The 26,986-nt window shown below is 51.5% G+C and carries 25 protein-coding genes; 12 read left to right on the top strand and 13 right to left on the bottom strand.

Annotation, left to right across the window (positions count from 1 at the left end; all coding sequences use genetic code 11):
- Positions 1-14 precede the first annotated feature (14 nt).
- A complete protein-coding gene (locus tag LGV68_RS01200; protein ID WP_158125217.1) occupies positions 15-1,886 on the top strand; it encodes an MFS transporter in 1,872 nt (623 codons plus the stop codon).
- Positions 1,887-2,021: 135 nt separating this feature from the next.
- Complete coding sequence (locus LGV68_RS01195; RefSeq protein WP_172570615.1) at positions 2,022-2,945, top strand: putative sulfate exporter family transporter; 924 nt, start codon at positions 2,022-2,024, stop codon at positions 2,943-2,945.
- Here LGV68_RS01195 and LGV68_RS01190 read toward each other — a convergent pair.
- From LGV68_RS01190 to LGV68_RS01160, 7 genes are all read right to left on the bottom strand, one after another.
- Positions 2,905-3,084 (bottom strand): hypothetical protein, encoded by a 180-nt coding sequence (locus LGV68_RS01190; RefSeq protein ID WP_158125219.1) that lies wholly within the window; start codon positions 3,082-3,084, stop codon positions 2,905-2,907. The two genes, LGV68_RS01195 and LGV68_RS01190, sit on opposite strands and share 41 nt — an antisense overlap.
- A gap of 73 nt (positions 3,085-3,157) precedes the next feature.
- Positions 3,158-4,549: an o-succinylbenzoate--CoA ligase gene (menE, locus tag LGV68_RS01185; RefSeq protein ID WP_252536055.1), complete on the bottom strand. Its 1,392-nt coding sequence runs from the start codon at positions 4,547-4,549 to the stop codon at positions 3,158-3,160.
- Positions 4,546-5,541 carry an o-succinylbenzoate synthase gene (menC, locus tag LGV68_RS01180; RefSeq protein ID WP_024373245.1) on the bottom strand — a complete coding sequence of 332 codons (996 nt, stop codon included), beginning with the start codon at positions 5,539-5,541 and terminating at the stop codon, positions 4,546-4,548. Before menC ends, menE begins: the two co-directional genes overlap by 4 nt.
- Before the next feature lie 134 nt (positions 5,542-5,675).
- Positions 5,676-6,542 carry a 1,4-dihydroxy-2-naphthoyl-CoA synthase gene (menB, locus tag LGV68_RS01175; protein ID WP_047460302.1) on the bottom strand — a complete coding sequence of 289 codons (867 nt, stop codon included), beginning with the start codon at positions 6,540-6,542 and terminating at the stop codon, positions 5,676-5,678.
- Positions 6,535-7,371: a 2-succinyl-6-hydroxy-2,4-cyclohexadiene-1-carboxylate synthase gene (menH, locus tag LGV68_RS01170; protein WP_252536054.1), complete on the bottom strand. Its 837-nt coding sequence runs from the start codon at positions 7,369-7,371 to the stop codon at positions 6,535-6,537. Before menH ends, menB begins: the two co-directional genes overlap by 8 nt.
- Positions 7,361-9,073, bottom strand: coding sequence for a 2-succinyl-5-enolpyruvyl-6-hydroxy-3-cyclohexene-1-carboxylic-acid synthase (gene menD, locus LGV68_RS01165; protein ID WP_252536053.1), 1,713 nt, complete (start codon positions 9,071-9,073; stop codon positions 7,361-7,363). The genes menH and menD overlap by 11 nt, the downstream gene beginning before the upstream one ends.
- Positions 9,070-10,377, bottom strand: coding sequence for an isochorismate synthase MenF (locus tag LGV68_RS01160; protein WP_222734907.1), 1,308 nt, complete (start codon positions 10,375-10,377; stop codon positions 9,070-9,072). Before LGV68_RS01160 ends, menD begins: the two co-directional genes overlap by 4 nt.
- A gap of 225 nt (positions 10,378-10,602) precedes the next feature.
- Between LGV68_RS01160 and LGV68_RS01155 the strand changes: the two genes are divergently transcribed.
- From LGV68_RS01155 to LGV68_RS01145, 3 genes are all read left to right on the top strand, one after another.
- Positions 10,603-11,817 (top strand): pyridoxal phosphate-dependent aminotransferase, encoded by a 1,215-nt coding sequence (locus LGV68_RS01155; protein ID WP_020329910.1) that lies wholly within the window; start codon positions 10,603-10,605, stop codon positions 11,815-11,817.
- Between the two features lie 96 nt (positions 11,818-11,913).
- Positions 11,914-12,498 carry a 5'-deoxynucleotidase gene (gene yfbR, locus LGV68_RS01150; RefSeq protein WP_252536052.1) on the top strand — a complete coding sequence of 195 codons (585 nt, stop codon included), beginning with the start codon at positions 11,914-11,916 and terminating at the stop codon, positions 12,496-12,498.
- Positions 12,499-12,583: 85 nt separating this feature from the next.
- Entirely contained in the window at positions 12,584-13,912 is a 1,329-nt protein-coding gene (locus LGV68_RS01145; RefSeq protein ID WP_020329907.1) for an anti-phage deoxyguanosine triphosphatase, read from the top strand.
- 15 nt (positions 13,913-13,927) lie between these two features.
- On the opposite strand, the gene LGV68_RS01140 is transcribed toward LGV68_RS01145, so the two are convergent.
- The gene (locus tag LGV68_RS01140; protein WP_020329904.1) at positions 13,928-14,539 is read right to left on the bottom strand and encodes a DTW domain-containing protein; all 612 of its coding nucleotides are present in this window, start codon (positions 14,537-14,539) and stop codon (positions 13,928-13,930) included.
- Between the two features lie 3 nt (positions 14,540-14,542).
- Here LGV68_RS01140 and rrtA point away from each other — a divergent pair, with 3 nt between their 5' ends.
- A complete protein-coding gene (gene rrtA / locus LGV68_RS01135; protein ID WP_252536051.1) occupies positions 14,543-15,100 on the top strand; it encodes a rhombosortase in 558 nt (185 codons plus the stop codon).
- Between the two features lie 22 nt (positions 15,101-15,122).
- On the opposite strand, the gene LGV68_RS01130 is transcribed toward rrtA, so the two are convergent.
- Positions 15,123-15,665: a hypothetical protein gene (locus LGV68_RS01130; RefSeq protein WP_252536050.1), complete on the bottom strand. Its 543-nt coding sequence runs from the start codon at positions 15,663-15,665 to the stop codon at positions 15,123-15,125.
- 36 nt (positions 15,666-15,701) lie between these two features.
- Complete coding sequence (locus tag LGV68_RS01125) at positions 15,702-16,238, bottom strand: outer membrane beta-barrel protein (RefSeq protein WP_020329901.1); 537 nt, start codon at positions 16,236-16,238, stop codon at positions 15,702-15,704.
- A gap of 395 nt (positions 16,239-16,633) precedes the next feature.
- Between LGV68_RS01125 and LGV68_RS01120 the strand changes: the two genes are divergently transcribed.
- Positions 16,634-17,470, top strand: a complete 837-nt coding sequence (locus LGV68_RS01120) for a winged helix-turn-helix domain-containing protein (protein ID WP_252536049.1) — start codon at positions 16,634-16,636, stop codon at positions 17,468-17,470.
- Positions 17,467-17,955 (top strand): hypothetical protein, encoded by a 489-nt coding sequence (locus LGV68_RS01115; RefSeq protein WP_061056277.1) that lies wholly within the window; start codon positions 17,467-17,469, stop codon positions 17,953-17,955. Before LGV68_RS01120 ends, LGV68_RS01115 begins: the two co-directional genes overlap by 4 nt.
- A gap of 764 nt (positions 17,956-18,719) precedes the next feature.
- Here LGV68_RS01115 and LGV68_RS01110 read toward each other — a convergent pair.
- The 3 genes from LGV68_RS01110 to sohB form a co-directional block, all read right to left on the bottom strand.
- Positions 18,720-18,953 carry a hypothetical protein gene (locus LGV68_RS01110; RefSeq protein ID WP_225869427.1) on the bottom strand — a complete coding sequence of 78 codons (234 nt, stop codon included), beginning with the start codon at positions 18,951-18,953 and terminating at the stop codon, positions 18,720-18,722.
- Between the two features lie 474 nt (positions 18,954-19,427).
- Positions 19,428-19,679, bottom strand: coding sequence for a DUF2999 family protein (locus LGV68_RS01105; RefSeq protein WP_252536048.1), 252 nt, complete (start codon positions 19,677-19,679; stop codon positions 19,428-19,430).
- A gap of 88 nt (positions 19,680-19,767) precedes the next feature.
- The gene (gene sohB, locus LGV68_RS01100) at positions 19,768-20,829 is read right to left on the bottom strand and encodes a protease SohB (RefSeq protein ID WP_020329896.1); all 1,062 of its coding nucleotides are present in this window, start codon (positions 20,827-20,829) and stop codon (positions 19,768-19,770) included.
- Positions 20,830-20,918: 89 nt separating this feature from the next.
- Between sohB and LGV68_RS01095 the strand changes: the two genes are divergently transcribed.
- From LGV68_RS01095 to LGV68_RS01080, 4 genes are all read left to right on the top strand, one after another.
- Complete coding sequence (locus tag LGV68_RS01095; protein WP_020329895.1) at positions 20,919-21,662, top strand: YciK family oxidoreductase; 744 nt, start codon at positions 20,919-20,921, stop codon at positions 21,660-21,662.
- A 127-nt stretch (positions 21,663-21,789) separates the two neighbouring features.
- Positions 21,790-22,464 (top strand): translesion DNA synthesis-associated protein ImuA, encoded by a 675-nt coding sequence (gene imuA / locus LGV68_RS01090; protein WP_158150588.1) that lies wholly within the window; start codon positions 21,790-21,792, stop codon positions 22,462-22,464.
- A 2-nt stretch (positions 22,465-22,466) separates the two neighbouring features.
- On the top strand, positions 22,467-23,891 hold the full coding sequence (locus tag LGV68_RS01085) for a DNA polymerase Y family protein (RefSeq protein WP_252536802.1): 1,425 nt from the start codon (positions 22,467-22,469) through the stop codon (positions 23,889-23,891).
- Between the two features lie 7 nt (positions 23,892-23,898).
- Positions 23,899-26,970, top strand: coding sequence for an error-prone DNA polymerase (locus tag LGV68_RS01080; RefSeq protein WP_252536047.1), 3,072 nt, complete (start codon positions 23,899-23,901; stop codon positions 26,968-26,970).
- The last annotated feature ends 16 nt before the right edge of the window (positions 26,971-26,986 follow it).

Below are 26,986 nucleotides of genomic sequence, written 5' to 3'. Positions count from 1 at the left end.
ATTAAGGAAAGGCGATGCCGCAGTCTCAGACGTCGTTGTTAACTCAGCGCCGTTTTCTTCCCTATTTCATCACGCAGTTCTTCGGCGCCTTTAACGACAATATCTTCAAAAATGTATTGCTGCTGCTGGTCGCCTTTGCTGGCAGCGGCGCGCTGCCGGTATCAAGCGATCTGTTCATTAACCTGGCGGCGGGCCTGTTCATTCTTCCGTTTTTCCTGTTTTCCGCTTCCGCTGGTGTTTTGGCCGACAAATACGAAAAGTCGTGGTTTATTCGCCGCGTCAAGTTGCTCGAAATCGCCATTATGTGTATTGGCGCGATCGGTTTTATTACCGAAAGTTACAGCGTGTTACTGCTGATCCTGTTTTTGATGGGTACCCAATCGGCATTTTTCGGCCCGGTGAAATACGCCCTGCTGCCACAGCAACTCAAATCCAATGAATTGGTTCCCGGCAACGCGCTGGTGGAAACCGGTACGTTTCTGGCAATTTTGCTTGGCACGTTAGGCGCGGGCGTGATTGCCTCTGCTGACAACGCCCGCCACATCGCTGCTGCCGCAGTGATTATTTTTGCCCTGTGCGGTTACTGGGCAAGCCGTTCGATTCCTGAAGCACCAGCCAGCGCACCGAATCTGCTCTTTCGCTGGCGTCCAGTCAGCCAAACTCGTCACACGCTCGCGATTGCGCGCAGCGACCGCATCATTTTTCAGTCGATGATGGCGATCAGTTGGTTCTGGTTCCTTGGCGCGGCGTACCTGACACAGTTTCCCAACTTCACCAAAGTCTTTCTTAACGGCACCGAAAGTTCGGTCTCGTTCCTGCTGGCGCTGTTTTCCATCGGGATTGCGATCGGTTCGCTTGCATGTGACAAGCTCTCCAATCACCGCATCGATGTCGGAATTGTACCAATCGGCAGTTTTGGTATCAGCCTGTTTGGTTACCTGATGGCAACCAGCATTCCTGACAATTTGCCAATTTTCGGTCAGTTCTCAGAGTTCGTCGTTTACCAGCCGTTGTGGCCGCTGTTCGCTTACCTGCTATTACTCGGCGCCTCAGGCGGTGTGTTCATCGTGCCGTTGTATGCGTTGATGCAGCAACGTGCAAAAGTCACCGAACGCGCGCAGGTGATTGCCGCGCTGAACATCTACAACTCGCTGTTTATGGTGTGCAGCGCGATTTTGGGCATCATCTGCCTGACGCTGCTCGACCTGACCATTCCTCAGTTGTTTGTGTTGCTCTCGGTCATGAACCTGTTGTTGGCGGCATATCTGTTCTTGCAGGTGCCGATTTTTGTGGTGCGTTTTGTGGTGTGGGCCCTGACTCATACGCTCTATCGCGTACGACATAAAAACCTCAACAAGCTGCCAGAACATGGCGGTGCGCTGATAGTGTGCAACCACGTCAGTTATATGGACGCCCTGCTGCTGAGCGGTGCTTGCCCGCGCTTGATTCGCTTTGTGATGGAAGAAGATTACGCCAACCTGCCAGTCTTGCGCCGTTTCCTGAAACGCGCCGGAGTGATCCCCATTTCCGCCAGCAACCGTACTTCGATTCGCCGGGCGTTTGCGGAGGTTGAGCAAGCGCTGCAGGAAGGTCATTTGGTGTGCATTTTCCCGGAAGGCCGCCTGACCGCCGACGGTGAAATGAATGAATTTATGCGCGGGATCGATATCATTCTGCGCCGCAGTCCGGTTCCGGTGATCCCGATGGCGATTAAAGGCTTGTGGGGCAGTTTCTTCAGCCGCTACAACGGCCGAGCCTGTAAAGGCTTGCCACGCCGCTTCTGGTCTCAGATTGAGATAGAAGCCGGTGAAGCGGTCGCCGCTCGCGAAGCCAACACCGAACTAATGTTTGAGAAAGTCGCAGCGCTGCGCGGTGACTGGAAGTAGCCATCATTTAAGCAGTTTGAACAAGCGTTCAGTTTTCCTGAACGCTTGTTCAAAACATTAAGACTTTCTGACCTCACACCTTAGGCTACAATGACTGTCCCCGACTCCGAATAACGATCAAACCGCCACAACATCATGAATTTTCAAGCCAAACACATTCCGTTTGCTCTGGCTCTCGGTGCTTGCCTGACGCCTTTTATTTCTTCACCGACCGCACTGGTACTGGGCTTTTTCCTCGCCACATTAGGTTGGGTGCCAACGCAGTTACCGATTGGCAAAATCACCAAGAAGTTGTTGGCGTATTCCATTGTCGGTTTAGGTTTTGGCATTCCGCTACAGGAAGCGCTGGCAGTAACGGGCCAGGGTATCGGCTTGATTCTGGCAACCATCACAGGCACTTTGATTTTCGGCACGTTGATCGCTAAAGCGATGGGTCTCAACCGCACCGCCGGGCACCTGATTGCATCCGGCACTGCAATTTGCGGCGGTAGCGCCATCGCTGCGGTTGCTCCGGCCATCAATGCCGATGACGATCAGACTGCGTTGGCTCTTGGTACGGTGTTTGTGCTCAATTCGGTGGCGCTGTTTCTGTTTCCGCTGATCGGCCATGCGCTCAATCTGGATCAACATACCTTCGGTACCTGGGCAGCGATTGCGATCCACGATACCTCATCGGTGGTGGGTGCGGCTTCGGCTTACGGTGAGGAAGCGCTGAAAACCGCAACCACGCTCAAACTGGCGCGTGCATTATGGATAGTGCCGGTGGCGCTGGTCAGTGCATGGATGTTTCGCAGCCACTCCAAGAAAATCACGATTCCCTACTTCATTGTGTTTTATTGTGCCGCAATTGGTTTTAGCGATGCGCTGCCGCAGTTTGATACGCTGTATCAGTTGATCTTCAGCGTCGCCAAGCAGGCATTGGTGGTGTGTCTGTTTCTGATTGGTTGCAGCATTTCGGTGGCGCGTCTGAAAGCGTCCGGTCCAAAACCGCTGCTGTTTGGGGTGGTATTGTGGATACTTATATCGACGACGTCTCTGAGTTGGTTACTGACCCGCTAGGCTGTTTAGCATTCCAGGCAAACGCGATAACCAGCAGAAACGCACTCAGCTCAGCAACATTACGCGGCCAACCTGTCAGCGTCAGCGCAAGCACAAGTTGCAGCACAATCGTGGCAATAAGCAGTCCTTTCTTCATCATCGATAGTCCTAAGCGGTTTAAATCTTAGGACTATTATGCCAAGCAGTTATAAGAAGCAAAATTCTGTTTTGGACTAACTCATAACCCGAAAGCGTGTTTGATGGTTCGCCAGCCACTGTTTGAGAGCCTGGCGCGACACTTTGATACCGCTTTCCGTCAGCGCATCGGGCATATCAAAATACGCCACCGGCCACTTAAACTTTTCCAGTTGCCCTTCGCACCATTCATTGCCTAGCTCATCGCTAAACGACGCGCTGCTTTGCACCACTGCCACTGGACGAGCGCCAAACTCATCATCTTCGACCGGCACGACCATCGCTAGCTGCACATGCGGATGACGATTGAGCACACTCTCAATCTCTTCACAGTGAATGTTCTCGCCACCGGAGATAAACAGGTTATCGGCACGGCCAATGATCACCAATTGGTTCTGGTCAAAGTAGCCGAGATCTTTACTGTCAAACCAGCCTTGAGCGTCAATAAACGGATGTAAGAGACCCTGACGATAGTAACCGCTGGCAAGGGTATCGCCGCCAATGTAAATGCGCTGGTCTTCAACACGTACCGCGCGATGCGCGAGAACGTGCCCGGCGCCCGCTTGACCATCGACCTGTTTGGCGGTCACCGTTGATGCCGCCTCGGTCATGCCATAGCCGAGCCAGGTTTCAATGCCGAGTGCGGCGGCTTGCTGCGCGAGCGTCAGGGGGATATGGCTACCACCGAGCAACACGTGTGTCAGCGTCAGCTTCTGCCCGCTATCGAGTAATCGTTTCAGTTGAGTGGGCACCAGCGACGCGTGCGTGACACCTTCAATATCCTGCGCCAATTGGCCACCACCAATTTTGAGGCACGCCCCCGCAGCCAGCCAGCGATAAATAATCGCCAGCCCCGAGACATGATAGAGCGGCAAGCTGAGCAGCCAGGTGTCATCGGATTGAAATTTAAATTCGGCCAGTAGCCCCTGTGCGGAAGCTAAATGCTGCGCATGAGTATGCGCGACCGCTTTAGGTATGCCAGTGGAACCGGAGGTAAAAATCAGCGTCGCGAGATTATCCCTGTGGTAGGCACTCTCGGCATGGGTTGACGGGCTGGAAGGCAGTGACAACGCATTCACCTCACCCAACTCATCCAACGTCAGCCCCGCGCTTGGCGCGAGCCAAACATTGGCACGTTGCTCATCACGATACAGCGCCGACAATTTACTGCGCAGCTGCGCCGCCGGTTGTGGCATGGTCAGCGCGCACACCACGCCAAGCTGCATTGCACCCAGCAGCCAAAACAGCGTTTGCGGATGATTTTTTCCCACCAGCGTCAGCACATCGGAGTGCTTAAGACCACTCTCGACAATCGCATTGGCGTATTGCTGCACATGGTGGTTGAGTTCACGCCAAGTGAGCGTGCCCTCTTCAAGACAAAGCGCCACCCGCTCTGGGTGGCGCTGCTGCCAGTGTTGCCACGGGGTCATGCTGACTCCGATTGCCACAACAGGCTTTGTTCGCTCAAGGTTTGCAGCGGCAATTCGCACTGCGGCCACGGCGTTTCCAGCTGCGCTTTAAACAGACCGATGGTATCCAGACCCGGAATCTCATTCGGCAGTTGCCAGTGTGAGAAACGCGCCAGTTGAGTCAGACCGAGGCTCGATTCAATACTGGAGCTGATGATCGCTTGCAGGCCAAGCGCTTTGGCTTTCTCAATCAATTTCAGACAGCGCGACACTGAGCCTATCAGAGTCGGCTTGATGACGATGGTTTTCACGCCAATCAAATCTTCCAAACGGAACTCTTGGCTGCGCACCGCATGTTGCAGGGTTTCATCCCACGCAATGGCAATGCCGGTATCAATCGCAAACGCCAGACTGTCACTCGGTGACTGACACGGCTCTTCCAGAAACGCGATTCGGCCGCGCAGTGACGGCGCGATATATTGCGCGAACTTAGCGGCTTTCTCTTTGCTCCAGGCGCGATTGGCATCGAGACGCAGGTAAAGATCCGGCATCGATTCTAAGAACAGATTGACCAGCATGCCGTCACGAATCGGCTCATACAGGCCGACTTTGACTTTCGCCACTTTCTGTCCCGGCATCGCGTTAAGTTGCGGGATCAGTTCATCCGGGTCGCCAGTACACAGCGGAGCAGCCTGATACTGGCCCTGCTCCGGCAATTCACCCGCCAGCTCCAATTCCGCCATCGAGACGCCAAAAGCCACCGATGGGAACAGCGCATCGTAGTCCAATGCCTGACCTTGAACCCACAGCTCAAGCTGCTCTTTCGCCAGCGCCCCCGCTTCATCGAGCGATTCGAGACTAAAACCTTTTAGCGGCGCGACTTCACCACGCCCAATGTTGCCATTTTCCTGAAGTTCAACGATAAAGCCTTCACGTTCCGTCATCTTCTCATCACGAAGAATGACGCCGCTATCCATTGGCAAGCGGTAGCGATACAGTTTTGCACTGCGCATATCTAACTTAACTCTGCTTGTTACTGAAATGCCCTTCCGGTCAAAGTCACCACATTAGTGGTCAATTTGGATTGATTGGGCTCGGAATACTCTTAAACAAAGAGCGGCACCAGACAACCGGGCCGCTCTTCAGATTATGGGTTACGAGGGAACTTGTTGAAGTCCGGTCTGCGTTTCTCGTTGAACGCATTACGCCCTTCCTGACCTTCGTCAGTCATGTAGAACAGCATAGTGGCATTACCCGCCAGTTCTTGCAGGCCAGCCTGACCATCACAGTCCGCGTTCAAGGCCGCTTTCAGGCAGCGCAGCGCCATTGGGCTGTGTTGCAGCACTTCACGGCACCAGCGTACAGTCTCTTTTTCCAGATCTTCTAGTGGCACCACCGTGTTCACCAGCCCCATATCCAACGCTTCTTTCGCGTCGTAGAAACGGCACAGGAACCAGATTTCACGCGCTTTTTTCTGGCCAACGATACGCGCCATGTAAGAAGCGCCCCAGCCGCCATCAAACGAACCAACTTTAGGCCCCGTCTGACCAAACTGCGCATTTTCTGCGGCAATCGTCAGGTCACACATCATATGCAGGACGTGGCCACCGCCAACCGCCCAGCCAGCAACCGAGGCGATGACCGGTTTCGGACACGTACGGATTTGGCGTTGGAAGTCGAGCACGTTAAGGTGGTGAGTACCGGTTTCGTCTTTGTAACCGCCGTAATCGCCACGAATTTTCTGGTCACCACCAGAACAGAAAGCATCTTCACCGAGGCCGGTCAGAATGATCACGCCGACGCCTTCGTCGTAGCGCGCATCTGCCAGTGCATTGATCATCTCTTTGACGGTCTGCGGACGAAAAGCGTTGCGAACCTGCGGGCGCGCAATGGTGATTTTCGCAATACCATCTTCCGATTTGTGATAGTGAATATCTTCGTAACTGCCGCCGCAGTCTTGCCAGTTGACCGGAGCGTAAAGTTCTTCTTCTGAAATGCCTACTGTTTTAGCCATGGTGATTCCCATTGTTGTTGTCACCCGCCCGCAAACTGGGCGTGTGTATTAAATCTTGAATAATCCGGGCGAAGGCGGCGGGCTGTTCATGGTGAACATTGTGCCCGGCATCTTCGACCTGACGATAGTTCAGCCCGCTGTGCTCAGCAAGCTGACGAAATTTTTCATCCTTCGCACCGCACACATACCAGACAGGGATCTGCAATTGCTTCAGGGTTGGCAACAAATACGGCTGTGTGGCCAGAGAAGTGGATAACAGCATATTTGCCACGGCGTGCCCAAGATTAGCACTTCGCTTTGTGATTAAGGTTTGTCTTTGCTCATGGTTTAGTGAACTAAATACCGCTTGCTGATACCAATCGCTCAATACCTGTTCAATCGGCTCTGAGCGAAAACGGGCTGCCCAGTGGCTGTCGTTGTGCCAGCGTGCTTCTCGTTCGACTGTCGATTGTAGGCCAAAGTTTCCACCTTCGATGATGAATCCCTGCACGTTGAGCGCAGCAAATGCACCGCTCGCTGCGCCAGTCATGGCGAGACGACCACCCAGCGAATAGCCCACCAGCCAGATTGGAGTTTGCGGTGGAACATGAGAAAGAACGGCAGCGGTGATTTGCTGGCAGCAGTCGGCAAAATCGTGACAAGTTTGTTCTTGGCTATCGCCGTGTCCGGGCAGATCAAGCGTAATCCAATCCCAATCTGGCAATGCATTCAACACTGACTGCCAGTCGCCGCCGTTGCCGAGTAAGCCGTGCAGAAACACCAACACTGGCACATCTGCACGCTGTTTACGTAATGAAAAGTGAGAAAATGACGCGCGGCTACAAATCATGAATCTGCGGCATCAGTTGTTTGATTTGCTGCGCGGCTTGCTGAGGCGGCGTGGTGATCTCCAGCAACAAAGTTCCATTGCCCTGCGCGAGATGGTCATCCACCAGGCTCTGATAGGCGGCCAACGTTTCCGGACGTGCGTAACGCAACCCAAACTGGGCCGCGGCGTGTTCGAACTGCATGCCATGCGGCATCTGATACAGCGCTTCACGTTGCTGCGCCGGAACAGGCAGCAGATCAAAAATGGCGCCGCCATCATTATTAGCGACCACAATCACCAGCGGCTGCGGCGTGCTGCGCACCAATGCGAGTGAGTTCATGTCATACAGAAGTGAAGTATCGCCCATCAGCATCAGCATTGGCTGGTTAATGGCACGTTGCACGCCGGCCGCGGTGGCCACCAGGCCATCAATACCGGACGCGCCGCGGTTGGAAAACACTTCCCGCCCGTCGACCGCGCTGAACATATCGACCAGACGCACAATCAAACTGTTACCGACAAACAGTGCGGCGTGACGCGCACGTTCAGTCAGATCGAGCGCCAGCGCGATTTCCGTCATCGGTTCATTGCTTAAATGCAGTTTGGCGAGTTCCGCGGTGCTATCAGCGTAGCGTTTGAGTTCATCCGCCCAGCCTGCATGAGTGGCGCTGAGCGCGCTCCACTTACTCAGTTTGGTTTCAATCCAGTCGGGAATATCACACACCCAATGCTGCTGGGGCAAATGCGACTGATTGTTGCGATCCGGCGCTGGCGAAACATAACAGTAATGCGCATTGCTGCGGCGCACATGTTGTTCCAGCCAGTGATTGAGGCGCTTTGAAACAATGCGCGAACCAAACTGCACTATCTGTTCACACTCATCCAATAAGGCTTTCGCGGCGCTGTTTTGCAGCCACAAATCAAAATGCGCCCACTCACTGCTGATGCCCGATTGCGGGTCACACAGTAGCGGCCAGCCGAGCTTCTCTGCAAACTGCTGCGCGGCTTTGGCTTCAGCCAGACGCACGGACCCGACGATCACCAAGCCTTTACGGCTAAGCATTTGCGCGTCTTCCGGAAAAGCGTGCGCATCGCTGAATCGGCGTTCACTGTACGGCTGATTCGATTGCTGCCAGTGGCTTACACTGGCCAGATAATCCTGATACAGGCTGGCGTCGTTGGCCGAATAAAGCGGTTCAGGGAACGGACAGTTAAACTGCACCGTGCCACCATGCTGCGCTTGTTGACTGAGCGCCTCATCGACCGTAGTCAGCAGCCAGTTCAGTGGCAAACGCACATTCGGGCTGGGCAGATTCACCGCCTGCGTCACGTGCGAAGAGTAAATGCCAATTTGATTGATCGCCTGATTGGCGCCGCAACCGACCAGTTCAACCGGGCGGTCAGCAGTCAGAACGATGAGTTTCTCGCCCGTCAGGCGCGATTCAGCAATCGCCGGCAGTAAGTTGGCAACCGCGGTGCCCGAGGTCACGATCACCGCCACCGGTTTGCCGCTCGCCTTCGCCATACCGAGCGCCATAAAACCCAGACCGCGTTCGTCGTAGTGCGTGTGCAGCGTCAGGTTGTGATTGGCTGCCGCTTCCAGCGTTAAAGGCGTTGAACGCGAGCCCGGTGCAATACACACCTCGCTCACGCCAAATCGGGTCATCTCTTCCAGCAGTGTCTGACACCAGATGCGGTTCAATACCGCTTGATCCTGACTCATGAGGCCACGCCCAACGGCAGGCGGTCAGTGATGAGACTCAGCAGTGTCGACATTTTCTTGTCCAGCTCCTGCCATTCATGCTCGGCCACCGAGCCCGGTACAATGCCGGCACCGGCAAACAGCTGGACTTCTTTTTCCAGCACTAAGGCGCTGCGAATCGCAACGCAGAATTCCGCTTGTTGATGACTGAAATAACCCATAGAACCTGCATACCAGCCACGAGCGAACGGCTCGTGCTGAGTGATAAAATCGAATGCTGCTTTGCGTGGCAAACCCGCCACCGCCGCGGTCGGCTGAAGTGCACTCAACAGCTGCACGCCATTGATGCCTGTTGCAAGCTGCGCATGAATACGGCGTTTCAGATGCTGCACTTTGCGCAGGCGAACCAAATGCGCCTCCTGCTCCACCGTTACCGCCTCTGAGTAAGGCGTTAAACGCTCAACAATGTCGTCCACCACATACTGGTTTTCGTTGAGGTTTTTACTGTCCTGAGTCAGCCAGTTTGCCAGTTCCATATCCTGCGTCGCATTGTGACCACGACCGATGGTGCCCGCCAGCGCTTCCGTTTGTAGCTCTTGCCCTTGACGAAAATAAAGCCGCTCCGGCGTGGAGCCCATAAAGCTGTGTTTGGTATCCAGCGCCAACAGAAAGTGAAAACTGTGGTGATTCTGTTCGTAGCTGGCTTTGAGCAGTTGCGCGGCGCTGATCGGGCGATCGAGCGACAACTTTGTCTGACGCGCCAACACCACTTTCTTAAAGTCGTTGTGCTCAATGCCATCCAATACCTGTTCCACCAGCGTCGCCCAACCTGATTCGGTCGGGACATGCTGCACGTTGGTCACCTCACAGTTCATTACGCGCAGTGGCGCCACGTCCGTCAGCAGCTTATTCAGCGTGGCGAGCGTACGGTGACGTTCGTGACTGACGTTGGCTGCCAGCTTCCATGTCGTGTCAAAACGGATAAGCTCCACCTGTGGAAGAAAGAAAAACGACGACATGCAGCGACGGTTTTTGTCTGTCTGACCATCAAATGAACGCCCGCCCCACACGCGTTGATCGTCACCCAAAATGGTGTACGCCGGCGCAGGATTGGAGAATGTGTAAAGCTGCCCCAATGCGACCACCTCTTCACGGGTATCACGGGACTGCCAATAGAATTTCGGGAAAACCGGTTGGGCTTCAAGCCAATCGATGAACGCGAATGGTGGCTTCTCTGCCAACTCTTGGGTGAAACGAACGTCGTTATCCCTCGCGTCGTTAATTTGCTCTATCAACCGAGCAATGGCTTGATGAAAGTTCGACAAAGCGACCTCGACTAAACTGAGATTCGATGTAACTGTAGCTACTCTATTGAGAGAACCCACGTAAATCAAGGTTATACCCCATCTTTTGCGTGCTTTTCCTGACCACCATCAGGGGACCTCATTTTTTCCTCTCTATAAACCCTTTCATCACTAGATTTATATTCTAAAAAAAGGCAATCTGTTGTACTTTAATAAAGAAATTCAATTATTTTCTGGGGTAACGCAATGCAAAATATCGGGATGTCGTCAAAACTCGATAATGTCTGCTACGACATTAGAGGACCAGTACTTAAACATGCTAAACGCATGGAAGAAGAAGGGCATAAAATACTAAAGCTCAATATCGGCAACCCGGCCCCATTTGGTTTCGACGCCCCGGACGAAATTCTGGTCGACGTGATCCGTAACCTGCCAACATCACAAGGTTATTGTGATTCCAAAGGTATCTACTCGGCACGTAAAGCTGTCGTTCAGCACTATCAGAAAAAAGGCATCCGCTCTCTGGATGTGGAAGACGTGTACGTGGGTAACGGCGTATCTGAACTGATCGTGATGGCGATGCAAGCCCTGCTGAACAATGGCGATGAAATGCTGGTTCCGGCTCCGGACTACCCACTGTGGACAGCAGCCGTTGCACTGTCAGGCGGTAAAGCCGTGCACTACCTGTGTGACGAGCAAGCGGACTGGTATCCGGACATTGATGACATCAAGAAAAAGATCACCCCGAAAACCCGCGGCATAGTACTGATTAACCCGAACAACCCGACAGGTGCAGTGTACAGCCGTGATTTTCTGCTGGAAGTGATCGAAGTTGCGCGTCAGCACAAGCTGATCATTTTCGCCGATGAAATCTACGACAAAGTGTTGTACGACGGTGCAACGCATATTTCAGTCGCGACCCTGACCGAAGATGTATTGGTGATGACGTTTAACGGCTTGTCGAAAGCCTACCGCGTGTGCGGTTTCCGTGGCGGCTGGATGTTCCTGACTGGTCCTAAACATCAGGCGCAAGGTTACATCGCGGGTCTGGATATTCTGGCCTCTATGCGTCTGTGTGCCAACGTGCCGATGCAACATGCCATCCAGACAGCGCTGGGCGGCTACCAGAGTATTAATGAACTGATCCTGCCGGGCGGTCGTCTGCTCGAGCAACGTGACCGTGCATGGGAAATGATTAACCAGATTCCGGGTGTATCATGCGTGAAGCCAAAAGGCGCGATGTATCTGTTCCCGAAAATTGATACCAAGAAATACAGCATTAAAGATGACCAGAAGATGGTGTTCGACTTCCTGGTTCAGGAAAAAGTGCTTCTGGTTCAAGGCAGTGGCTTCAACTGGCCGAAACCAGACCACTTCCGCATTGTGACCCTGCCACACGTAGAAGATCTGGAAATCGCCATCAGCCGCTTTGAACGATTCCTCAGCACCTACAGTCAATAACACTTTCATCGACCTCCGGTGATCAGTTAGGCTATTCAGGCTCTCTTTTATACACTAGAAGAGAGCCTGATTTTTAGATGAGGATTGCCGAGAGTTATGAAAGAAAGCCATTTTTTTGCCCATCTCGCCCGCATGAAGCTGATCCAGCGCTGGCCGCTGATGCGCTCCGTCTCCAAAGAAAACATCTCTGAACACAGCTTGCAGGTGGCATTTGTCGCCCACGCACTGGCGGTGATCAAAAACAAAAAGTTTGGCGGGACACTGAACCCGGAACGCATTGCGATTCTTGCCATGTACCACGACTCCAGTGAAGTATTGACCGGGGACTTACCGACCCCGGTGAAATACTACAATCCGGACATCGCCAAAGAATATAAGAAAATCGAAGCCGGGGCCGAGCGCCGTTTATTGTCGATGTTACCGGAAGAATTTCAGCAAGATTTCGCGCCATTTCTGGTTCACGAAGCGGCGTATGAAGAAGATGCGGCCATCGTCAAACAAGCCGACAGCATCTGTGCTTACCTCAAATGTCTGGAAGAACTCAGCGCTGGTAATCACGAATTTGCGCTGGCAAAAAAACGCCTCGATGTAACGCTGCAAGAGCGCCATACTCCGGAAATGGCCTATTTTCTGGAAACCTTCGCGCCAAGCTTTGAATTAACACTGGACGAAATCAGTTAAGTCGCTGTAAGTTTTATAAAAATGGTCGAGTATCCTTAAGCTGTCTGGCGTTCCAGACAGCACGGAAATGGAACGGGAGCAGTGTATGCAGGTATCCATCAGTCCAGACTGGCAAGAACGCAACAACGACGAACACAAAATTCGCCGCAACGATCACCGCAGTCCGTTTCAACGCGACCGCGCCCGCATCCTACACTCTGCGGCATTCCGCCGTCTGCAGGCCAAAACTCAGGTACACGGCACCAGCCTTAACGATTTCCACCGCACTCGCCTGACCCACTCCCTTGAAGCCGCCCAAATCGGTACCGGCATCGTGGCGCAAATCAAACTCAAGCAGCCGGAATTTCGCGACCTGATGCCTTCCGACAGCCTGATTGATTCTTTGTGTCTGGCGCACGACATCGGTCACCCACCTTATGGTCACGGGGGCGAAATCGCACTGAACTACATGATGCGTGAACACGGCGGCTTTGAAGGCAACGCCCAGACGTTTCGTATCGTCACTTGTTTAGAGCCCTACACCGAGCATCACGGCATGAACCTGTCGCGCCGCACGCTACTGGGCCTGTTGAAATACCCGGCGCTGTTGAGTCAGACCCGCGCCGAGAAAATACCCGAGTCGGTGCCGCATCAGCGTCAGCTCAAAGCCAAAGACTGGTCGCCAGCCAAAGGCGTGTACGATTGTGACCGCCAAATGTTTGAGTGGGTCTTAGCGCCTCTCACCCCGAACGATCGCGCGCTGTTGAGCCAGATGCGCGGCGAAGCGGAAACGCCGTATAAGCACCAGAAAACCCGCTTTAAATCGCTCGACTGCTCGATCATGGAGCTGGCGGATGATATTGCCTACGGGGTGCACGATCTGGAAGATGCAATAGTGCTGGGTATGGTCACGCAGACGCAATGGCAGCAAGCGGCCGCGAACCTGCTCGCCAACAGCGGTGAATGTTGGTTTGCCGAACACATTGATGAGCTGAGTGGAATGCTGTTTTCCGGCCAGCACCATGTGCGCAAAGACGCCATCGGGGGCATCGTCAATGCGCTGCTGACCAGTATCAGCGTACGCCCGGTGGATGCGCCGTTCGACAGTGATCTGCTGGCATTTAACGCCTATTTGGAACCGAACATGGCCGATGCGCTGGAGATTCTCAAGAACTTCGTCAATCAGTATGTCATTCAGGTGCCGCAAGTACAGCGCTTTGAATACAAGGGCCAGCAGATCATTATGGATTTGTTTGAAGCCCTGGCTGCCGATCCGGAGCGCTTACTGCCACAGGCGACCCGCGAGAAATGGCAAGCGGCGGAGCATGCATCCGGCGATGGCATGCGGGTCATTTGTGATTACATCGCAGCGATGACCGATGCTTACGCCCAGCGTTTGCATCAGCAACTGTTCTCCGCGCATGTGCATTACTAAGTGGAGTGAGCGCGACTATTGGTCTTTATTGAGGTAGTTGCGCTCAAACACGCCCGGTGGCATGTGTTGAATCTGATACTCAATCATGGCGTCAAAAGTGTTCATCAGCGGCGATAAATCGCTCTCTGGCTGCAAACTTTGCAACAGATGATAACCCGCTTCGACGGTTGAGAGCGCATTGTCACTCGGCGCTTTTCGGATGCGGTAATTGCCGGTGAGATCTTTGGGTAAGTGCAGCGAGGGCAACGCATGCAACTGCGTATTCACCTGCCACATTTTGAACGCTTTTTTCCACGTTCCATCCAGCAGAATCACGCGCAGCGTTTTCCCTGCTTCGGGCTCAAACTCGGCCGAGGATTGCGACTGCTCACTGGGGTACAACACGAAATGTTGCGCGTTTTCATCGGCCAACAGGCGGTTCAGTTCCTCGTGCTGACGAAAATCTTCCCCCACCAGCAAGCGGCTGTTGGGGAGCGACAGGCTCAGAATGCGCGCCGTTCCCATCGGGCGGTGTTCTTCAGTTGGGTGTTGAAGGATGATAAGCTCCACTCGCGAACTTAACGGCACAATCGCATCACAAATGCAGGCTTTGCGTGCTTTTCCACACTCTGAACAATAACGGGACATACTGTGAATCTTTACCTGTGGCTATTTTTAGTCAGTATCGTTTGTTTCGGGCTGCAATTCGAGCCGCTCGCCGGTTGGAGTGCGTGGCAGCTCAGCGGCATTCAACACGGCCAATGGTGGCGCATCCTAACAGGAAATTTCACCCACACCAACTTTGCCCACCTAGGCATGAACCTCGCCGGGTTGTGGATCATCAGTTTTATCTTTAAACCAGCGGCGCGTACGTTGCTGATTCTATTGCTCTCACTCAGCGTGTGGATTGGACTATGCGTGCTGCTTACCGACATGCGCATCTACGTGGGTCTTTCCGGCACCTTACACGCTCTGTTTGCTTTCTTTGCCCTGCAAGAGGCGCTGCAAGGCCGTCGCAGCAGTTGGCTGTTGGTGCTTGGCCTGGTGGCGAAAGTGGTGTGGGAACAAGCGTTTGGCAGCTCGATGGGGACTGAGCAACTGATTCATGCACGTGTGGCGACCGAAGCACATTTGGCGGGTGTGATTGGCGGAGGACTCCTCGCACTGACACTCAAACTATGCGGCTGCAATCGCCTTATAAGTCAGTGATGATAATACCTAAGGGTGATGTTTAAGAAGAGAAGCGATTACACGATGCCATGTGCAAAAGAGCAGCCGCTTTATATTGCTGATTAATCAACTTAATAACGGCAAGGTTGCCTCCCTTGTCTGGATGATAAGCAGCACTGAGTAACTTGTAACGCTTTTTAAGCACTTCTCGGGTAGTCACATCCTCAAAGAAATTAAAGGAGGTCGTCTCTTGATGATTTGCCAATACAGACTTTAAGCACGCGATACGAAAATGAGCAGCATTAAGCATGACATTCGCTTCCTGAAGTTTGGTTCTTTCCATTTCATAAGCCTGCATCAGTTTTTCCATTCGAGATACATATATTTTTACCATTTGATAGGCTTCTGCTTTTTCGGTTCTAATGCGTGTATTTTTTCGATAATTAACAGATGAACCCACTTTATAAAATAAGAGTGCGATCATTATTATAGTCGGTATTATTAACATAAGGTAAATGCCAATCTGATTTTCCGTAAAATAAAAATCGCCTTCATTGTTGGCGGAAGATGAAAACACCAATAGAAAAATATCCAGCATTTTCATCTTTCAAACCCTTTTCTTATTTAAACAGATTAATACTTAGAAGCGATAACCTAAAGTCAGGCGAGACTCTACAAAAACAACATCACTATCCAATTTCGTTGCATCAGTCGCCAGTGTTGCAAAAAGCTGTTTGTACATCAGTGACACACCCACCCCTAAATAAGGTTTGTTGAATGTTTTGTTCACGGAGAAATCTTTAACCTTGGCTTCGATAGTATTAAATCCGATTGTGCCAAACGGTTTAACGGCCCATTGTTCGCCTTCAAAACGGTAGCCAATATTAGCCCCTGTGTAGAAACGTTCTGTTTTTAGATCCAATCCCCAATCATCCGAGCTAGTGTTCGTGTAACCACCCGTGATACCAAGAATCTTGTTCATACTGTAGTCAAACTGAATGCCGTAGCCTGTAAACTGGGTTGTATCATCATCGCGATTGTGATCGCTCGTATCATTGTATGCCTGCCCGACCACTGAAGCGCCAACGCTCAAACCATCGAAGTCAACTTGTTCTGCTTGTGCCACTCCTGATAGTAGAGTCGCAAGAGTTACAGTGATCAAAGTAAATTTCATCATTTTTATACCTTATCTATTGGTAAAAGCTCAAAGCTCTTAAACTGTGTTTTCATTTAAGTTCTTTACCGTCACGCCTCTATCCATAGCTTTCACTGTGAACACAAAAAACTTAGTTAATGCTGATTTGGCGACGTATCAATAGCTTCTAACCATCATTCCGTATCAGTGATGAAACCTTAACGCTATCACTAGAAAAGGTATTCTAATTAAAATTAATAATTATAAATTAATTAAAAATCAAATAGTTAAATAGATAATTAATTTGTAGTTTCAAAAAAAGCAGAGAGGATAAAGAAGACCTTCATTTTTGAGTTAGCGTCACTCAATTTGTCATCAAGACGGTTTGTAGTACTATGGTTTCGTATCGGCATGCGAAAGTGAGAGACAAGCATAGAATGGCTAGCAACTACATATATATTGACTTTAGTGAGGAAGGAGGGAGCTATTTTATTGCTGTCGATCAAGTGAGATATAAATGTTCCTATGCTGAATCAGCGATACTCGCTCACCTGCTAAATCACAAAGGTGAGTACTATAGTAAAGAGAACCTCGCATCAATTGGATGGCCAGGAAAACTGGTCTCGAAAAACTCAGTCCCAGTCTCTATTGCTAACCTTAGAAAGATCCTAAAAAATCACACTCAGCTGGATATCATCATCAATGAAAAAAATAAGGGATACGTTGTTGTAGCCCCCAAAATTCTGCTTTCAGAAGCAGAAGCAGAAGCAGAAGCAGAAGCAGAAGCAGAAGCAGAAGCAGAAGCAGAAGCAGAAAGTATGGCCGAGGCCGCACAGGTCATCAATAAAAAGTCTCCTTTCCCATCGGTGCGCCTCCAACAGTTAACATCTCAATTCATCGGTTATCCTCTTTTGGTTGTTAATCTGATTCTTCTCGTGCTGTTTGTATTGCAAAGCAACAATCATATTGAAACATCACCCGTCAACATTGTTCAAACTAATAGTTATATTGCTGTATTACCAAATAACGACACCACGTTGTTTTCTAAACTAGTCTCCAACCAGCAGGGCTCTGATACCAAAGAAATCGCATTTAGCAGCTTGGATAAAATGATCAAACAGGCTCTTCAACAAAATAAACATGTTTTATTTATCAACTCTATAGGAAACAGGGTCGTTATTGACTGCTTAAGGCAAGAATCTTTGGTCTCCTACTCTGGTAACGACCTAGATGAAATTGTTCAAGAGCTGAAAATCCGCGGGTGTAATCTATGAAACACTTAAAAATAATTAACACATTGCTTTTTTTTATTCTTGTTATTGCATTCATTTCAATAAACAGAAGAAGTGAATTACCTGTTGATGGGTACTATAAAAGAAATGAAGTCATCATCATGAATAATGAAGATAGAATTGAGTTAAAAACCAATGTCGACTTTTTGTCTAAAGAAGAAAAATACACATCCATCGTAAATATTTCCGACATTTACAATAAAAAACAATATAGCTCATTTTCTATCAATGGTGACATTTACAGTAAAGATGGAATACTTTTCTCCAAGACCAAAAAAATTGAAGAAGTTGAACAAATTAACAAGCCAGTTGTGTTTATTGCTTCATCTTCACCTATTGTCAGTCAGATACAAAAATCTTTTTTAGGTGTCGATATCTACAAAGAAAGAAGATACCAATATTTGCTGGCTGATAAATATTTCTGCTACTACGATGTGGATAAAATCATTGTTCGATGCATGGAGTAATTAGCTAGGCTTCGGAAATAACGATTATTAATATTAATTATTTCTTATCTCTTTTGTCTAACACTATCTTTCGAAAAAATGCACAAAAGAGATATGACTATGAGACTAGGAATTATTTTATCCGTTCTATTCTGGCTATCCATTATCATCACCTTCCAGGCTATTATTACCTTCATTTATTCTGGATAACCCATGTTACCTTACTAGCAGAAACTGAACGCTCCTCACTTGGACCTACTGAGATCAACATGCTCACGGAGCTTGTGAGAACATTCATCACTGTCAATCAGCATTGCCGTCTATCTTACGATCATTGCAGGTTAAGACCAGTTCATATGGACGGCACGTTCCGATTCAAGTGTAACCAGAATGGCGAATGTATCGATCGATTTTTTCTTTATGTATAGCCTCACACAGGCGATTTTCCTGTTGCTATCAACAAAGTTTTCAAGTCAAGAGTCCACGGCTGAATGCTGCGTGCTTGCTCCGTGTGATGGTTGGATTGCTGAGATGAAGAAAGTGAATTGCCTATTAATCTCGTTGATTAAGGATGAATAATCTTTAATCCGAGTAAACCACTCTTTTCTTTTTAAATAGATGAGTCAGATCTAATCGGGATCAACGCATCTTAGGATGCTTGATTAGACTGTATTATTTTGTCGTTAGGCCCGGAGGGAGTTGTGAGCTCTGCCTATATACTCCCTACAGGTGGATTATGATGAATGTGATCGACATTGCTATATCACACATCAACAGTTCTGTGTTTAATTGCAGCTCAGGCCTCGTTTCTGCACTTCTGTTTTGTTCGCTTCAACGTAGTAAATATTGGTGTCTTCCTTGTAGTTTTTACATAGCTCCTCATCCGAGAACTTCGCAGCACGCTCTTGGCTCGCGTTAGCGGCTTTTTCTTTTAAGGCTGAACATCCAGTCATACTAAGAACTAGGATGGATAACGTAAGGGTAAACAGGTTCTTGTTCATTTTAACTGTACTTAGCATTCGTACCACTCTCTATTGTAAAGTTGTTTGATTGGGAAAAGATGTAACCGGAGTATGTACTCAAACCCACGGTCAGTCGTAAGGTCATTCGTTCAATTCGTTTTCATCACAGAACGTCGTTGACAAGCTGATTATCTGACCACATGAACTGAGTTCCCAATTATTAAATTTAATTAGGCAGAGCTAAGGCATCTGGATATCTTCAGGGCAACGAACAGAGAGAGGCTTATTGGCTTGCTATGCTTAAATGATTACATAGCTATGACCCATTAAACATTTTCAAACTCCTCCAGCTCCTAAAACCAAATGGAACACAGCGCTCCATTTATTCCTCATTTAGTGAGAAATTCGTGGATAAATATTTACGGTACCTGGAATAACTAAAGCCGTTCCGACCTGCGCCAACGAAAAACAAAAAGGGCCGTCAGTATGACACCGGCGACCCTTTCCATTGCTTACGAACCAGCAATAAACTTACTGCTGCAACTTCGCCTTCGCTTCTTCAACTTTCGAGAAATCCAAGCCCAGCTCTTCCACCGCTTCTTTAATCAGCGCCGGATTTTGCATCACTTGGCCCATCAGTAGTTGCAGTTTTTCCTGCGGCAAACCCAGTTGGCTGATGGTCATCATCGCGGTCAGCGGGTTTTGCGTCAGCGCCTGAAACAGCTCACCAATTTGTTGGTCACTAATATTGTTCTCTTTCAACAGTGCGAGAATCGGGTTCATCACAGTACCTTTTTAACTATGTCATCAAATGAACGAGGTCATCAAACGAAAGCGCCCGTATTGGGGCGCTTGGGTGGTTCAATATGGATTATACAATCGGACGCTGGCCGCGGCTGATAAGCTTCAGCAACACGCTGTCGGCAGCTTCACCGGCCACACCCGCCAGCTTGGCGGTCAGTTTTTTCTTCTGCACGTAGTGGAGCGCCAGTACGGTTTTGTTCTTACACGCGTCGACAATCAGGTCGTCTGAGGTTTTGATCTCATCCACCAGCCCCAGTGCTTTGGCTTGGGTACCGAACCAGTGCTCGCCAGTCGCCACTTTTTCCAAATCCAGATCCGGACGGTGTTCACGAATAAAGTCTTTGAATAATACGTGCGTTTCTTCCAGCTCTTCTTTGAACTTTTCGCGTGCTTTATCGGTATTTTCACCGAACATCGTGAGCGTGCGTTTGTATTCACCCGCGGTCAGCTGTTCAAATTCAATGTCGTGTTTCTTCAGCAATTTGTTGAAGTTAGGCAGTTGCGCGACCACACCAATCGAACCGACAATCGCAAACGGCGCCGACACGATTTTATCGGCGATACATGCCATCATGTAACCACCACTGGCCGCCACTTTGTCGACCGCAATCGTCAGCGGCAGACCAGCTGCTTTCAGGCGATCCAACTGAGAAGATGCCAGGCCATAGCCGTGCACCATGCCGCCGCCCGTTTCCAGGCGCAGCAGCACTTCATCGCCCTGTTGTGCAACCGCCAAAATGGCCGTGACTTCTTCACGCAGCGAGGTGACTTCTTTGGCATCGATGCTGCCGTGGAAATCCAGCACGAACAGATGCGGATCGCGCTTCGTATCTAGTTCGCCGCTTTTCGCTGCTTTTTTGACTTCTTTTTCGCGAGATTTGTTCTTTTCCTTTTCGCTTTTCTTCTCCGCTTTGTCGCGGGCTTTCAGAAAAGCGTCATCATGGAGATGAGATTCAAGCTGTTCCACTGTCTGCTTGTGTTGCTCAGTCAGGTTGGTGACTTCCAGCTCGCCTTTGGCAGCGCTGTGTCTTCCGCCCACGGACTTCACAATGACTAATAACACCACGAGAGCGACGACGACAGTCGCAATCTTGGCCAAAAACAGGCCATAGTCCAACAAAAATTCCAATGTGTTCATCCTCTTCAATGCGAATTGGTGTATTGTAACCACCTTGTCACGAAGACTTAAAGCAAATCATAAGAATAAGGAAACGTAACGTGGATTATTCAGTTTCTAAAGATGCCCTGAAAGATAAAGTTATTCTGGTGACCGGTGCTGGTGATGGCATTGGTAAACAGGCAGCCATCTCTTACGCCGCGCACGGTGCTACCGTAATTCTGCTTGGCCGCACAGTGAAAAAACTGGAGCAAACCTACGACGAAATCGAAGCCGCGGGTTACCCGCAGCCGGCAATCGTTCCGCTGGACATGAAAGGCGCCACCAAACAGAACTACGTTGATATGGTTGATACTATTGAGGGCCAGTTTGGTCGTCTGGATGGTGTGTTACACAACGCAGGGATTCTTGGTGTATTGAGCCCATTCGATCAAATCGGCGAAGATACGTTTGATGATGTGATGCAGGTGAATGTGAAATCTCAGTTCTTGATGACACAAGCACTGCTGCCACTACTGCACAAATCTGACGATGCGCGCATTGTGTTCACCAGCTCAACGGTGGGGCATGTCGGTCGCGCGTTCTGGGGTACTTACTCGATCTCAAAGTTTGCTACCGAAGGCATGATGCAAGTGCTGGCAGACGAGCTGAGCGACAGCACCATTCGCGTCAACGCCATTAATCCTGGCGGCACCCGCACGGGCATGCGCGCCAAAGCGTTCCCGGCAGAAGATGCTGAATTGCTGAAAACGCCGCTGGATATCATGCCACTCTACGTCTATCTGATGGCGCCGGAAGGGAAAGCGGTCAACGGTCAGTGCATCGACGCACAACCCAAAAAATAAACGAAAGACTCGTTCTGAATTCAAAGCCTTGCTCAATCAGCAGGGCTTTGTACTTTCTGCCCCGCGACTTTTCTCTTGAATGTTCAACATAACGAAATATACTGTACAAATATACAGGTAAATTGTTATGTATGAACTGATCGAACACCTCAAAAATAAACACTGGTTATGGCAAGGCTCCGATACGCCGTGCGAGCCACCCTCTCATGCTACAGGCTTTGCCGAACTCGACAGCCAGCTGGCTGGCGGCTTTCCGGCACACGGCGTGATTGATATTCAGTCGGCATGCGGCATCGGTGAACTGCGTCTGTTGTTTCCTTATCTGCAGCAGCATCATGATCGCCTGACCGTGCTGATCAACCCGCCGGGACAAGTGCACGCCGAAAGCCTGCAACACGCCGGAATCCATCTCGATAACGTGTTGATTCTCACCCCGCCAACCGCCAAGGAAGCGTTGTGGTCAGCCGAGCAATGTGCTCGCAGCGGCGCTTGCAGCCAAGTGCTGTTGTGGCAGGACAAACTGGAAGTGCATCACGCGCGCCGTCTGCAAGTGGCGTGTGAAACCGGTGACTGTTTGCAGTTCCTGTTCCGCTCGCGCCAAGACAGCCTGTTTTCTTTGCCCGTGACCATGACACTCGTCCTGAGCGCCCATCCTCAAGGCGTGGAAGTGAGTGTTCCCAAACGTCGTGGCGGCTGGCCATTGGGCGCTTTTTCTGTCTCGATGGCAGAGCGCTGGCAAGCGCTCACATTGCCCCGACCCGCGTCGGTGGTGGTGCCGTTTCCGCTGCGCAAGCAAGGCTGATGATGACGCTGTGGATCTACCTGCATTTTCCTGCGCTGCAACTCGATACTGTGTTTGCGCCGACGGCAGAAACGGAGCCTGCGGTTCCGGTGGTGATTGTCGATGGGCGCATGCATCAAGTGGTGCAAGCCAACGAACTGGCTTTCAACCAAGGCATCACAATGGACATGGGGCTTGGCAGCGCGGCCGCGTTGTGCGCGGATCTGCAAGTACACCCTTACGATGCCGAGATTGAGCAACGCGCGGTGGAAGAGATTGCGCAGTGGCTCTATTTGGTCACCTCCGACATTGCCCTGTATCCGCCGCAAGGGCTTTTGCTACGCGCAACCAATATGCTATCGCTCTATGGTGGCCTAACCGCTTATTGGCGCACGCTCAGCCATCATCTGGATCAACGTGGCGTGCGTTACCACTACGGGTGTGGTTTCTCACCGTTGAGCGCCATGTTGCTCGCCAAAAGCGGTGCCAACCTGATTGAAGCGGATACGGCCATCTTGCGCCAAAAGGTCGGCCGCTTTCCGCTGACCGCCACCGAACTGGAAGGTAAACATACCGATAAACTGGCGCGCGTCGGCATTCGAGACATCGATAGCCTGCTCGCGCTGCCCATGCAGGAGATCGCGCGCCGCTTTGACATCGATTTGGTCAACTATGTTGGCCGGCTGCTGGGACAATTCAAACATCCGGTCAGTTTTTATCATCCACCGGAAGCGTTTCACAGCCATCTGGAACTGCTGTATGAAATCGACAACGTGCAGTGGTTGGAAAAACCGCTGCGCCGCCTGCTCACGCGGTTGGAGCTGTTTCTGACACTGCGCAATCAGGTTGCGTTCGATCTGAAACTCACGCTGACGCAGCGTGACAAAATTCAACACAGTGTGACATTCACCTCCGCACGCGGCGATTATCAGGCGGAAAAATGGGTGCAGTTGTGCCGCTTGAGCATGGAATCGCTGCTGCTGGAACATCCAGTCGTCAGCCTGACGCTAAGCGTGGTGCGGGCGGGGCTTGCCGAGCAGACTGCCGAAGATTTTTTCTCGGGCATCAAAGGCCAACAAAGCGCGTTGGAACTGATCACGCTTCTGCAAGCCAAACTCGGCCCATCGCATGTGCACAAGCTGCAACTGGGTGATGACCCAAGGCCGGAAAAGCGCAGTCGCTATGTCCATCCAAATGTGCATCCAGCCACGACAACAACCGAGCCACTGCGCCGCGCCGAATTGCGTCCCAGCCTGCTGTTACCCGAGCCGCAACCGCTGTGCGAAGCGGTCTCGTTGATTCATGGCCCGGAACGCATCGCGACCGGTTGGTGGGACGGTCACAACATGATTCGTGATTATTTTATCGCTCGCACCGAGCAAGGGCGCTGGCTGTGGGTGTTTCGCACTCCCGAGCAGCAATGGTTTATTCACGGCCAATTCAGCTGAGGCAATCATGGTTTATGCAGAACTGTTCTGTCAGAGTAATTTCTCGTTTCTGACCGGCGCATCCCACCCCGAAGAATTGGCCATTCAGGCTGACTTTCTGCGCTATCACGCCATCGCGATTACCGATGAGTGCTCGCTGGCTGGCGTGGTCCGCGCCCACACTGCCATAAAGCAGCAACAACTGGGCATCAAGCAGATTGTCGGCAGCCTGTTTCAGCTTAATGACGAGTGCCGCTTTGTATTGCTGTGCCCGAATCAGGACGCGTATGCTGAACTGTGCCGCATCATCACCAATGCTCGGCGGCGCAGTGAGAAAGGCCAATACAAACTGTCGGAATGGGATGTGATGTCGGCGCGCCACTGCCTGGTGATTTGGCTGCCGAGCCACACCGAGCGCGACAGGCACTGGGGGCAATGGCTGCGTCAGCATCACCCCCATCGATTATGGCTGGGCGTGCAACGCCACCTCGGGCCGCAAGACAACGCTTACCTCAGCCACTGCCGCACGCTGGCACGAGAATTAGAGATGCCTATTACCGCCTGCGGCGGCGTGTTGATGCACAACGCAACCCGCCTGCCCCTGCAACACATTCTGACCGCTATTCAACGCGGCCAACCAGTAGAACACATTCAGGCCCATTTGGTGAGCAATACCGAGCGTGCGCTGCGCAGCCAGGCCAAGCTGAGTAAACTGTTTCCGCCCGAATGGCTGCAAGAAAGTGTGCGCATTGCTGAGCGTTGCGAATTCCAGTTGGGCTCGCTTCACTACCGCTACCCCAGTGAGTTGGTGCCCGATGGTCACACGCCGATGGCCTATCTGCGTCAGCTCGTCGATCAAGGCAAAGCGCTGCGCTTTCCGCACGGCGTGCCCGCCGACATCAACGCCACAATTGAAAAAGAGCTGACGCTGATTGAGGAGCTCGATCTGCCCTACTACTTTCTCACCATTCACGACATTGTGATGTTCGCCAAACGCAGTGGCATTCTTTATCAGGGGCGCGGTTCGGCGGCCAATTCCGTGGTGTGTTACTGCCTCGAAATCACTTCGGTGGACCCACGCCAGATCAGCGTGCTGTTTGAGCGCTTCATCAGTAAAGAGCGCCAAGAGCCGCCGGATATTGATGTCGATTTTGAACACGAACGGCGCGAAGAGGTGATTCAGTATCTGTATCGCAAGTATGGCCGTGAGCGAGCAGCCTTGGCGGCGACGGTGATCAGCTATCGCTTTAAAAGCGCCGTGCGCGATGTGGGTAAGGCGCTCGGCATCCATGAGGCGCAACTCGATTTTTTCATCAAGAACGTTAACCGCCGCGATCGCGGTTTGGGCTGGCAAGCGCAGCTCACTGAACTGGGCTTGGAACCGCAGTCGCTCAAAGGACAGCAGTTTATTGAGCTGGTCAACGAACTGATCGGCTTTCCACGTCATTTATCGCAGCACGTCGGCGGTTTCGTTATTTCCTCCGGCCCGCTGTACGAACTGGTGCCGGTTGAAAATGCCGCCATGCCGGAACGCACCATTATTCAGTGGGATAAGGACGATTTGGAGAGTCTCGGGCTGTTTAAAGTCGATGTGTTGGCGCTTGGCATGTTAACCGCCATTCGTAAGTGCTTTACCTGCATTGAGCAGCACCATCAGCGCAAACTCAGCATTGCCGATATCACCCGCCTGCAGGATGATGCCAACGTGTATGGCATGATTCAGCGCGCCGACACCATTGGCGTGTTTCAGATTGAATCGCGCGCCCAGATGAGCATGCTGCCGCGCCTGAAACCGCGCAGCTACTACGACTTGGTGATTCAGATTGCGATTGTGCGTCCCGGTCCGATTCAGGGCGACATGGTGCACCCGTTTCTCAAGCGGCGCGATGGCATTGAAGACGTCACCTACCCGTCTAAAGAAGTGGAAGCCGTACTCCAACGCACCATGGGCGTGCCGATTTTCCAGGAACAGGTGATCAAAATAGCCATGGTCGCCGCCGGATTTTCTGGCGGGGAAGCCGATCAATTACGCCGCGCTATGGCGTCATGGAAAAAAACTGGCGAGCTGGCGAAATTTCGCACCAAGCTGATTAACGGCATGCTGGCGCGGGGCTATAAGCTGGCGTTTGCCGAGCGGATTTACGATCAAATCTGCGGTTTTGGCGAATACGGTTTTCCGGAAAGTCATTCAGCCTCGTTTGCGGTACTGGCGTACTGCTCTGCATGGCTGAAATACTACTATCCGGAAGCGTTTTATACCGCGCTGCTGAACAGCTTGCCGATGGGCTTTTACAGCGCCTCGCAACTGGTTCAGGATGCTCAGCGTCACGGCATCGCGGTGCTACCGGTGTGCGTGAACGCCTCGCAGTGGGATCATCTGGTGGTCGAGCATGATCAGCAATGGGCAATGCGCCTTGGCCTGCGACAGGTGAAAGGCTTTAGCGAACAAGGTGCGCAATTGCTGCTGAGCGCTCGTCCGGCGCAAGGATTTCACCACCCGGCGCAGTTGAAACGTTGCGGGCTCACCCAAAAGGACATGGAGTCGCTCGCGTCAGCCAACGCGCTGCACAGCTTTGCGCATAATCGCTATGCAACCCGCTGGACAATGATGGATTCGCTCTCCGATTTGCCTCTGTTTGAGCAACTAGAAGAAGCTGCGCCTGCGCTGTATCAACAGCCCAGTGACATGGATACCTTGGTCGAAGACTACGCCTCGCTCGGTTTGTCTCTCACCCAGCACCCGGTGACCTTGCTCGATACCGCAGGCGAACTGGGGCGTTTTACCCGCATGCGAGATTTGATTCAGTTACCGCACAAGTCGCTGGTCACCGTGGCAGGAATCGTCACCGGACGCCAGTCCCCTGGCACGGCGGCGGGCGTGACCTTTTTTACTCTGGAAGATGATACAGGCAACATCAATGTGGTGGTATGGCAAGCCACTGCGCGGGCGCAAAAAAGCGCCTATATCAGCGCCAAGATGCTGATGGTGAAAGGGATTTTGGAACGCGAAGGCAGCGTAATTCACGTCATCGCCGGCCGACTTATCGATCTGACGCCAAAACTCCACCAGTTACAAACTCAGTCGCGGGATTTTCATTAACGTTGCGCGGTGCGTT

The sequence above is a fragment of the Vibrio sp. LQ2 genome (assembly GCF_023920125.1).
In the GTDB taxonomy this organism is placed as follows: domain Bacteria; phylum Pseudomonadota; class Gammaproteobacteria; order Enterobacterales; family Vibrionaceae; genus Vibrio; species Vibrio fluvialis.
Note: the sequence above shows the minus strand (reverse complement) of the source record. Positions and strands in the feature narration are given on the sequence as shown.